We start from the raw sequence: 9,041 nt of genomic DNA, 5'->3' as shown, positions 1-9,041 counted from the left end.
CGCCCCCCCCGCCCCCCCCCGCGCCCCCCCCCCCCCCGGCGCGGGCCCCCCCCCCCCCCCCCCCCCCCCCCCCCCCCCCCCCCCCCCCCCCCCCCCCCCCCCCCCCCCCCCCCCCCCCCCCCCCCGGGGGTGGGGCTGCTACTGCGAGAGGTTGGTGAACTCGGTGGACCACTTCGTGGTGAAGAAGCCCTCGAAGTCGACCGGCGGCGTGGCGAGCTCGCCCTCCTCCGGCAGGTTCTCGGCGTCGACGACGAAGTACCGCCAGAAGTCGAGGCCCTCGCCGTAGTCCGGCCGCGGCTCGGTCGAGATCGGCGTGGTCCGGGCGAAGAACTCGGCCAGCTGGTCCATCGCCACCCACGCGATCCACTCGTGGGAGTTCTCCGCCGCGGCGTCGACCTGCCCGGCCCGGATGAGGTCGATGGTCGGCAGGTTGGCGTAGAAGGTCAGGATCATCGGCCGCTCCGGGAACTGGGCGCCCGGCCGCAGCACCTGCATGGCCTGCGCGGCCCCGATCTCGGAGCCGGAGAAGGTCAGGTAGTAGGCCTGGATGTCGGGGTTGCCGTTGTAGGACGACGAGACCGCCTGCTGCGCGCCGGGGATCAGGTTGGCGGCGTCGGCGTCGAAGGTGTCCCCGATCGTCACGTCGGAGCCCTCGAGCGCCGTGTCCAGCCCCTGCAGCCGCTGGATGACGAAGTCGGCCTGGAAGGTCTGCGTGGCGATCTCCCCGCCGTCGGGCAGTGCCTCGACCAGCCAGTCGCCCAGCTCCTCGCCGAACCCGGCCTCGTCGGGGTAGATCGACCCGTCGTACAGGTCCTCCTGGCCGATGTAGCCGCCGACGTTGATGACCGGGATGCCGGCCGCCTCGGCCTGGGTGAGGGCGGGCGCGATGGAGGACTGCGGCATGCCGTTGGTCAGGATCGCGTCGACGCCGGTGTTGACGAAGTTCGTGGCGCAGGTGAGCTGGCCCTGCGGCGTGGACTGGCCGTCGCAGACCTCGAGCTCCCAGCCGAGCGCGGCCGCGGCGTTCTGCATGCCCTGGGTCAGCCGGGCGGAGATCGGGATCGCCTCGCCGTAGGAGATGTAGCCGATCGTCTGGGCGGGCAGCTCGATCGGCTCGCCCGCCGCCTCCGCCGCGGCCGTGGCGGCGTCCTCGATCTCCGAGGTGAGCTCGGGCAGGGGTAGGTCACCCACCCGGTCGCCGGAGGCGTTGCCGCCGCCGCCGCCACCTCCGCCTCCGCCGGACGATCCGCCGTCGTCGGAGTCGGAGCAGGCGGCGGTCAGCAGCAGGGCCGCTGCGGCCGCGCAGGCGGCCAGGGAACGAGGTCTCATGTGCGTGGTCTCCGATTCGGACGAGTGCAGCGGTGCAGTCGTGGAGCGGTGGAGCCACGCCGGCCGGGGTCGGCGTGCGGACGCGGGCCGGCGTCAGGGTGTGACGCGGATAACGATGCGCATTGATGTCATGGTTTGAGCTGAGCGTCAAGAGTCGGGAGACCCCGAGACGCACTCGTGATCCGGGCCGGGCTCGTCCGGAACCTCTCTCACGGACGAGGGCCGGCTGGGGCTGGCGTCGCGCAGCAAATATGCATATGGTTCGCCCAGTCACTTGCGCCCTGTGGGGCCGGTCACAACTCCCGAGACGAGGAAGGCCAGATGAACCAGGGACTCATCCCCGCGAAGTGGGCCGCGCTGACGCCGCGCAGCGAAGCGGTCATCGACGTGCCGAACAACCGGCGCCTCACGTACGCGGAGTTCGACGGCCTCGTCCGCCGGCTCGCCAACGGGCTGCGCGGGCTCGGCCTGGAGAAGGGCGACCGGTTCGGCGTCCTGTCCCGCAACTGCGCCGAGTTCCTGGCGCTCTACTTCGCCGCAGGCCGCGCCGGCCTGGTGCTCCAGCCGCTCAACTGGCGGCTGGCCGGCGCGGAGCTGGCCACCATCGTCCGCGACGCCGCACCGAAGGCGATCATCAGCCAGGACGAGTTCGCCGACGCCATCGAGCAGTTGCAGCGCGACGTCGACGTGCCGAACTGGCTGCAGTTCGGCGAGAAGAGCGACGGCAGCTTCACCCGGTTCGTCGAGTCCGCCAGCGACGAGGAGCCGATCTGGACGCCCTCCATCGGGGACGACGACCCGTTCTTCATCCTCTACACCGGCGGCACCACCGGGAAGAGCAAGGGCGCCATGCACACCCACCGCAGCGCGGGGGCGATGATGCTGGCGCAGACGGTGGCCGAGCGGATCGTGCCCAGCGACGTCTACATGCTGACCGGGCAGATGTACCACATCCCCGTGGTGCTGGCGATGAACTACACCCGCCACGGCTGCCCGAACGTGCTGGTCAACTTCGAGGCCAAGCAGGCCCTGGAGATCATCCAGGAGGAGAAGGTCTCGGCCTTCCTCGGCATCACCACGATGATCAACTGGATGATGGCGGTCGAGGACTTCGCCAGCTACGACCTGTCCAGCCTGCGCAACTTCCAGTACGGCGGCGGCCCGATGCCGTCGTCGGTCGTCCGCGCCGCGATGGACAACTTCCCGTGCACGATGATCCAGGGCTACGGGCAGACCGAGGGCGCCGGCATGACGTTCCTGTCCCAGGAGGACCACGTCAACGCCGTGAAGGGGATCCACCCGGAGCGGCTGCGCTCCTGCGGCCGCGAGGGCTTCACCGCGCAGATCCGGGTCGTCGACGAGTACGGCAACGACGTCCCGCGCGACGGGCGGACCGCCGGGCAGATCATCGTGCGCGGCGAGCAGAACATGATCGGCTACCTCAACCAGCCCGAGCTGACCGCGCAGACGATCCGCGACGGCTGGATGTGGACCGGCGACATGGCCACCTGGGACGAGGACCGGTACGTCTTCATCGTCGACCGGGCCAAGGACATGATCATCTCCGGCGGCGAGAACATCTACTCGGTGCAGGTCGAGGAGGCCATCAACCAGCACCCGGCGGTGCTCGAGTGCGCGGTCTTCGGCGTCCCGGACGAGGAGTGGGGCGAGAGCGTCAAGGCCGTCGTCGTCCTCAAGCCCGGGAAGACGGCCACCGAGCAGGAGATCATCGACGAGGCGAAGAAGCACCTGGCCAGCTACCAGAAGCCGCGGTCGGTGGACTTCGTCGGCGAGCTGCCCAAGGCGCCCACCGGCAAGATCCTCAAGCGCAACCTGCGCGACCCGTACTGGGCCGAGCGGGACCGGGGCGTCTGAGTGGCGTTCGCGGAGTCCGACCTCGACGGTCAGGTGGGCCGGGCCTTCCCGGGCGGTGAGTACACCGTGCACCCGTGGCGGGCCTGGCTCCTGGCCGACACCGTGCTCGCCGAGCCGCCGTCGCTGCGGGCCGGCGGGGAGCAGGTGGCCCACCCGCTGTTCGCCTGGATGGCGGCCACCGGGGCCATGGGCATCACCTGGGACGAGCTGTTCGCCTGGTTCGGCGCCGCCGCCGCCGACGGGCCGGTGTTCGGCGAGCACGAGACGACGCTGCACCGGCCGCTGCGGGTGGGCGCCACCTACCGGGTGAGCGGCGGCATCGTCTCGGCGGAGCGCAAGGTCGGCCGGCGCACCGGGGTCTTCGACGTCGTGGGCTACTCGATGGACCTGCACGACACCGACGACGACGTGCACGTGGCGACCTGCTGGAACTCGATCGTCTTCCCGCGGAGGGACGCATGACCGCCACCCCGGCCGTGGAGGTCGGCACCGAACTGCCGTCGTACGAGGTGGCGTCGGTCAGCGCCGAGAAGATGAAGACGATGGCGGCGCTGCTGTCGGACCCGACCGCGATCCACTGGGACGTCGAGACGCTGCAGGCGCTCGGCATGGGCGACCGGCCGGTCAACCAGGGCCCGCTCAACATGGGCTACGTGATGAACGCCGTCACCGCCTGGGCCGGCGGCCCCGACCGGCTGCGCCGGCTGCGGGTGCGCTTCCTGGGCAACGTGCTGGCCGGCCACCACCTGCGGGTGCGCGCCACGGTGACCGCGCTGCGCGAGGAGGACGGCGCCCGGCTGGCCGACTGCGACGTGGTGCTCGAGGTCGTGGACGGCGGGGCGGGCGGGGAGGCCGTGGTCTCCGGGACGGCGACGGTGGTGCTGTCGTGAGCGACTCGCAACTCAGCTTCCAGCTGAGCTACGGCGACTGCGACACCGTCGGCATCGCCTACTTCGCCGTCTACTACCCGTGGATGGAGCGGGCCTACAGCACCTGGCTGTACGCCCACGGCCTGCGCAGCGGCGAGCTCGCCGAGCAGCACGGGTTCATGACCGTGGGCGTGCACTCCGAGTGCACGTACCGGGCGATGGTGCGGGTGTTCGACGAGCTCGCCGTGCGGCTGGTGCTGGACCGGGTCGGGTCGTCGTCCTACACCGTCGGGTTCGACTTCCTCCGCGGCGACGAGGTGGTCACCCACGGCACGATGACCTTCGTCTGCCGGACGCTGGAGGGCGGGAAGTCGCCGATCCCCGGCGTCCTGATGGACGTGCTGCGCACCCTGCCGGCGGCGGAGGGCGCGGGCGCGTGACCCTCGACCTGCCGGCGGTCACCGCGGCGCTCACCACCGTGCCGGCGCTGCCCGAGGCCGACGGGACGGCGCTGGCGCGGGCGGTGGCCGACCTGGCCGACCGGCAGGCGATCGCCGACCTGCAGGTGCTCTACGCCCGCGCCGTCGACGACCACGCGATCGACGCGCTGGTGGCGATGTACACCGACGACGGCGTCTTCGAGCGCCGCGGCGTCCCCGCGCACGGCTCCGCCGCCATCCGCGCCGCGTACGTGGCCAGCTTCGACACCTACCGGACCATGCTGCACACCCCCCACCCCGGCGTGGTGCGGCTGCACGGCGACGGGACGGCGTCGGGCTGGTCGCACGGCCACGCGGAGCTGGCCACCAGGAGCACGCTGGTGCTCGCCTCCTACCGCTACGAGGACGAGTTCCGCCGGGTCGACGGGCGCTGGCTGTTCTCCCGCCGGTCGATCACCTTCATGTACGCCGTCCCCGCCGACCAGATGGCCGGCAGCTTCCGCGACGAGCTGCGGATGCGCTGGCCGCGGACCGAGCCCGAGGCGGCCGACTACCCCGAGACCGCGCCGACCTGGGACACCTACCGCGGCTGACCCGCTGCCGTCCGGTGCCGGCCCGCCCCGCCCGGGTCAGTCCGGGAGGGCGTCAGGGTGCGGCGCTCGACCTGGCCCGGGCCGGTGACGACGGTCAGCGGCGGGACGTCCCGGGCGACGACGGCGCCGGCCCCGACCACCGCGTCGTGGCCGATCGTCACCCCGGGCAGGACGGTGGCCGCCGCGCCGATCCAGGCCCGCGCCCCGATGACGATCGGCGCCAGCGTGATGGCGTCGTGGCGCTCGGCCGGCTCCACCGGGTGCCCCTCGGTGACCAGGGTGACCCGCGGCGAGATCATCACCCGGTCACCGACGGTGATGCCGCCGAGGTCGAGGAACGAGCACCCCTGCCCCACGGAGGCGCGGTCGCCCAGCTCGGTGCCGAGGCCGTACGTGCAGAGGAACGGCGGGTGCACGATCGCCGTGCCGGGCGGCCGGCCGAACAGCTCGGCCAGCAGGGCCCGCCGTCCCTCCTCGTCGCCGAACGGCAGCGCGTTCAGCCGGGAGGTGAGCTCCATCGCGACCGGGATGCGCTCGGCCAGGCGGCGCCACTCCGCGGTGCGGACCCCGATCCGCCGCTCCTCCAGCACGGCCGCGATGCTCGCACGCGGCGCCGACGGACCCGCGCGCCGGCAGTGCCGCGGTGCGGCCCCCGGTGCCGCGCTGCGGCGCGGCACCCGGCACCGCGCGGCGGCGGTGCGCGGGCCGGCCGACGGGACGGCGCGACGTCAGGGGCGGACCGGGGCCGGGTTGTAGCCGGGCATCGCCAGGTGGCCGGCGTCGATCGGGAACGCCTGGCCGGTGACGCCGTAGGCGCCGTCGGCGGCCAGCCACACCGCGGCGTCGGCGATCGCCTCCGGGCCGAGCGCGCCCTGGCCGCCGAGGACCCCGTAGTGCAGCGCGGAGGACTCGAAGTCCGCGCGGGTGCCGCCCGGGCGGCCGGCCATCTTGTCGTAGAGGCCGGGCCAGTTGGTCATCGGCGTGTCCACCAGCCCCGGGCACAGCGCGTTGACCCGGACCCCGTGCGGGCCGAGCTCCAGCGCGGCGCTCCTCATCAGGCCGAGCACCCCGTGCTTGCTGGCCGCGTAGTGCGCGGCACCCGGGTTGCCACGCAGCCCGTTGACCGAGGAGACGAGCACCATCGACCCGCTCCCCCGCTCGATCATGTGCGGCGCGACCGCCGACATGGACCGCCAGACGCCGAGCAGGTTGACGTCGAGCACCTCGCGGAACTGCTGCTCGGTCAGCTCCCAGAACGGCGCCTGGGAGAACACCCCGGCGTTGGCGACCAGGACGTCGATCCGGCCGAACGCCTCCAGGCCCTCCTCGACGGCGGCGGCCAGCGCGGCGCCGTCCCGGACGTCGGCGGTGCGGGTCACGACCCGCCGGTCCAGGGCCTCCACCTGCGCGGCGGTCTCGGCGAGGTCGGCGGCGCGGGCGGTCGCGTACGGGACGGTGTCGACGTCCCCGTCGAGGTCGACGGCGACCACGTCGGCCCCCTCCCGGGCGAACGCGACCGCGTGCGCCCGGCCCTGCCCGCGGGCCGCGCCGGTGACCAGCACGACCCTCCCCTGCAGCCGCGTCATGCCGGGGCTCCTCTCCCTGCGCCGAACGCCCGGGCGGCGGCCCGGTGCTCGGGCGTCGTGAACAGCAGTGCGGTGGCCTCGGCCGACTCGGCGAACCCGCCGGCGGCGTCGCGGTTGACGAACGCCTTGGCCACCTGGACGGCCAGCGCCGGGCGGGCGGCCATCTCCGCGGCCAGACCCACGGCGGCGTCGAGCAGCGCGGCGTCGGGGTGCACCTCCTGGACCAGCCCGGCGCGCTCGGCCTGCGCGGCGCCGATCTCCCGGCCGGTCAGGGCCAGGTAGCGGGTCCAGGGCCGGCCCATCACGTCCGGTCCGCGGACGATGCCGAAGGTGGGCATCAGCCCCATCGTCGGCTCCTTGAACGCGAACCGGGCCGACTCGGCGGCCAGCACGACGTCGCAGGCCAGCGCCAGCTCGGTGCCGCCGCCGAAGGCGATCCCGTTGACCGCGGCGACGACCGGGACGGCGCAGCGCTCGACCGAGGTGAACGCGTCGAGCACGCGCTGCAGGTGCGGGCGCACCCGGGCGACGTCGCCGTCCAGCTCCAGGAAGGTGGCCACGTCCCCGCCGGCGGAGAAGGCGCGCCCCTCCCCCGTCAGCACCGCGGCACGGACGCCGTCGTCCCGGCCGAGCGACCGCATGGTCGCGGTGAGCTCGGCGAAGAACTCCTCGTCCATCGCGTTGAGCTTCTCCGGCCGGGCGATCGTCAGCAGGGCCACGCCGGGGGCGGGCTCGCTGCGGCGCAGCCGGGCCATCAGGCGTCGGGGGCGGGGAACTCCGGGCGGCGCTTCTCCAGGAAGGCCCGCGCCCCCTCGACCATGTCCGGGCTGCCGATGGCCTGCACGAGCATGCCGAGGCCGGTGGTGAAGGAGTCGCGCGCGGCGTTCCACCACACGTTGGAGCTGACCTTGGCGATCTCCAGGTACCGCGGCGACAGCTTCGCGATCTCCTCGACCATCGCGTCGACGGCGGCGACCAGCTCGTCGTCGGGGACGACGCTGTTGACCAGGCCGAGCTCGAGCGCCTGCGCCGCGCTGTAGCGGCGGCACAGGAACGCCATCTCCTTGGCCCGCTTCTCCCCGATCTGCACGCCGAGCACGTTGGTGGCGCCGGTGACCGGGGCGCTGCCCACCCGCGGGCCGGTCTGCCCGAAGGTGGCCGACTCGGCGGCGATCGCCAGGTCGCAGGCGATGACCAGCTCGTTGCCGCCGCCGGCCGCCGGGCCGTTGACCGCCGCGATGACCGGGCGGGGGTGGTTGCGGATGGCGTCGAACAGCCGCAGCGAGCCGCGGTAGAGCCCGCGCATGCTCGTCACGTCCGGCTCGGACAGGTTGGTCAGCGCGCCGCCGGCGCAGAAGCTGCCGGGCACGCCGGTGATGACGACGGCGCGGCTGCTCGTGCTGGCCTCCAGCGCCTCGACGACCGCCGCGGCCATCTCCGGGTCGTAGGCGTTGCGCCGGTCGGGCCGGTTGAGGGTGATCCAGGTGGCGTCGCCGCGCTGGTCGACCAGGACGTCGTCGCTCACGCGGTGGCCTCCACCGGGCCGGGCGCGGGCGCCGCGGGGTCGATGCCCATCAACCGGGCGAAGTTGCCGCCGAGGATCCCCTCGGTCACCTCGTCCGACAGCCCGAGGCCCTTGATCGCGGCGATCTCCTTCGCCGGGTCGGCCATCGGCCAGTCGGAGCCGAACACGATCCGGTCGCCGCCGTGCTTCGAGACGATCTCGCGCACCTTCTCCGGCGCGAGGGTGGCCAGCGAGGGCGGCCACGACGTCTCGAGGTAGACGTTCTCGCCGAGCAGGTCGGCCTCGGCCTCCTCGAGCTTGTGGTAGCCGCCGAAGTGGCAGGCGACCATCTTCAGGTCGGGGAACTGCCGGACGATGTCGCGGATCATCCCCGGGGTGGCCCGCTCGTTGCTCTCCCGGTCGCCGCCGGCACCGACGTGGGCGATGACGGCGATCCCGTCGGCGGCCAGGGCCTCGAGGACGTCCCACACCCGCCGGTCGTCGTAGGCGAAGCCCTGGAACAGCGAGTGCAGCTTCACGCCGCGGATGTCGTTGCGGCGCAGGCTGGCCAGGTTCTCGTCGACCGGCAGGTCGGGGTGGATGGTGCCGAAGCCGTACAGCGACCCGCCGCGGCTGCGGCCCACGAACCGGTTGGTCCCGTCGACGTACTTGGCGGTGTCGGCGATGCCCAGCAGCACGCCGCGGTCGACGCCCGAGGCGGCGAGGACGCCGGGCAGGTTCGAGATCTTGCCGTCGCCCACCCGCGGGAGCTGCGGGACGCGGGGGCCCAGCGCCCGCTCGGCGATCGCGTCGGGCCAGGCGTGGCAGTGCACGTCGATGATCAC

11 protein-coding genes are annotated in these 9,041 nt (G+C 73.4%); 5 read left to right on the top strand and 6 right to left on the bottom strand.

Annotated features, from left to right (window positions below; all coding sequences use genetic code 11):
* Window positions 1-138: 138 nt before the first annotated feature.
* Window positions 139-1,329 carry a sugar ABC transporter substrate-binding protein gene (locus ACI79F_RS22485; RefSeq protein ID WP_456547404.1) on the bottom strand — a complete coding sequence of 397 codons (1,191 nt, stop codon included), beginning with the start codon at window positions 1,327-1,329 and terminating at the stop codon, window positions 139-141.
* 321 nt (window positions 1,330-1,650) lie between these two features.
* Here ACI79F_RS22485 and ACI79F_RS22480 point away from each other — a divergent pair, with 321 nt between their 5' ends.
* The 5 genes from ACI79F_RS22480 to ACI79F_RS22460 are packed head-to-tail and all read left to right on the top strand — an operon-like array spanning window position 1,651 to window position 5,106.
* Window positions 1,651-3,204, top strand: a complete 1,554-nt coding sequence (locus tag ACI79F_RS22480; protein ID WP_456547403.1) for an AMP-binding protein — start codon at window positions 1,651-1,653, stop codon at window positions 3,202-3,204.
* Window positions 3,205-3,666 (top strand): hypothetical protein, encoded by a 462-nt coding sequence (locus ACI79F_RS22475; RefSeq protein ID WP_456547402.1) that lies wholly within the window; start codon window positions 3,205-3,207, stop codon window positions 3,664-3,666.
* Window positions 3,663-4,094 carry a MaoC family dehydratase gene (locus ACI79F_RS22470; RefSeq protein WP_456547401.1) on the top strand — a complete coding sequence of 144 codons (432 nt, stop codon included), beginning with the start codon at window positions 3,663-3,665 and terminating at the stop codon, window positions 4,092-4,094. The genes ACI79F_RS22475 and ACI79F_RS22470 overlap by 4 nt, the downstream gene beginning before the upstream one ends.
* Window positions 4,091-4,513 carry an acyl-CoA thioesterase gene (locus ACI79F_RS22465; protein ID WP_456547400.1) on the top strand — a complete coding sequence of 141 codons (423 nt, stop codon included), beginning with the start codon at window positions 4,091-4,093 and terminating at the stop codon, window positions 4,511-4,513. The genes ACI79F_RS22470 and ACI79F_RS22465 overlap by 4 nt, the downstream gene beginning before the upstream one ends.
* Window positions 4,510-5,106: a nuclear transport factor 2 family protein gene (locus tag ACI79F_RS22460; RefSeq protein ID WP_456547399.1), complete on the top strand. Its 597-nt coding sequence runs from the start codon at window positions 4,510-4,512 to the stop codon at window positions 5,104-5,106. The genes ACI79F_RS22465 and ACI79F_RS22460 overlap by 4 nt, the downstream gene beginning before the upstream one ends.
* On the opposite strand, the gene ACI79F_RS22455 is transcribed toward ACI79F_RS22460, so the two are convergent.
* From ACI79F_RS22455 to ACI79F_RS22435, 5 genes are all read right to left on the bottom strand, one after another.
* Window positions 5,094-5,696 carry a DapH/DapD/GlmU-related protein gene (locus ACI79F_RS22455; protein ID WP_456547398.1) on the bottom strand — a complete coding sequence of 201 codons (603 nt, stop codon included), beginning with the start codon at window positions 5,694-5,696 and terminating at the stop codon, window positions 5,094-5,096. The two genes, ACI79F_RS22460 and ACI79F_RS22455, sit on opposite strands and share 13 nt — an antisense overlap.
* 138 nt (window positions 5,697-5,834) lie before the next feature.
* Window positions 5,835-6,692 carry a mycofactocin-coupled SDR family oxidoreductase gene (locus ACI79F_RS22450; RefSeq protein WP_456547397.1) on the bottom strand — a complete coding sequence of 286 codons (858 nt, stop codon included), beginning with the start codon at window positions 6,690-6,692 and terminating at the stop codon, window positions 5,835-5,837.
* Window positions 6,689-7,447 (bottom strand): enoyl-CoA hydratase/isomerase family protein, encoded by a 759-nt coding sequence (locus ACI79F_RS22445; protein WP_456547396.1) that lies wholly within the window; start codon window positions 7,445-7,447, stop codon window positions 6,689-6,691. Before ACI79F_RS22445 ends, ACI79F_RS22450 begins: the two co-directional genes overlap by 4 nt.
* Window positions 7,447-8,217, bottom strand: a complete 771-nt coding sequence (locus tag ACI79F_RS22440) for an enoyl-CoA hydratase/isomerase family protein (protein ID WP_456547395.1) — start codon at window positions 8,215-8,217, stop codon at window positions 7,447-7,449. The genes ACI79F_RS22445 and ACI79F_RS22440 overlap by 1 nt, the downstream gene beginning before the upstream one ends.
* Window positions 8,214-9,041: an amidohydrolase family protein gene (locus ACI79F_RS22435; protein WP_456547394.1), complete on the bottom strand. Its 828-nt coding sequence runs from the start codon at window positions 9,039-9,041 to the stop codon at window positions 8,214-8,216. Before ACI79F_RS22435 ends, ACI79F_RS22440 begins: the two co-directional genes overlap by 4 nt.

The sequence above is a fragment of the Blastococcus sp. SYSU D00868 genome, from assembly GCF_054050575.1.
The sequence above is the reverse complement of the archived record's forward strand: the minus strand, read 5'-3'. Positions and strand labels throughout refer to the sequence as shown.

What these genes read in the sequence shown, in the direction of transcription:
- ACI79F_RS22485 (WP_456547404.1), bottom strand. Translation starts at nt 1,329, where the DNA reads ATGAGACCTCGTTCCCTGGCCGCCTGCGCGGCCGCAGCGGCCCTGCTG.
- ACI79F_RS22480 (WP_456547403.1), top strand. Translation starts at nt 1,651, where the DNA reads ATGAACCAGGGACTCATCCCCGCGAAGTGGGCCGCGCTGACGCCGCGC.
- ACI79F_RS22470 (WP_456547401.1), top strand. Translation starts at nt 3,663, where the DNA reads ATGACCGCCACCCCGGCCGTGGAGGTCGGCACCGAACTGCCGTCGTAC.
- ACI79F_RS22450 (WP_456547397.1), bottom strand. Translation starts at nt 6,692, where the DNA reads ATGACGCGGCTGCAGGGGAGGGTCGTGCTGGTCACCGGCGCGGCCCGC.
- ACI79F_RS22445 (WP_456547396.1), bottom strand. Translation starts at nt 7,447, where the DNA reads ATGGCCCGGCTGCGCCGCAGCGAGCCCGCCCCCGGCGTGGCCCTGCTG.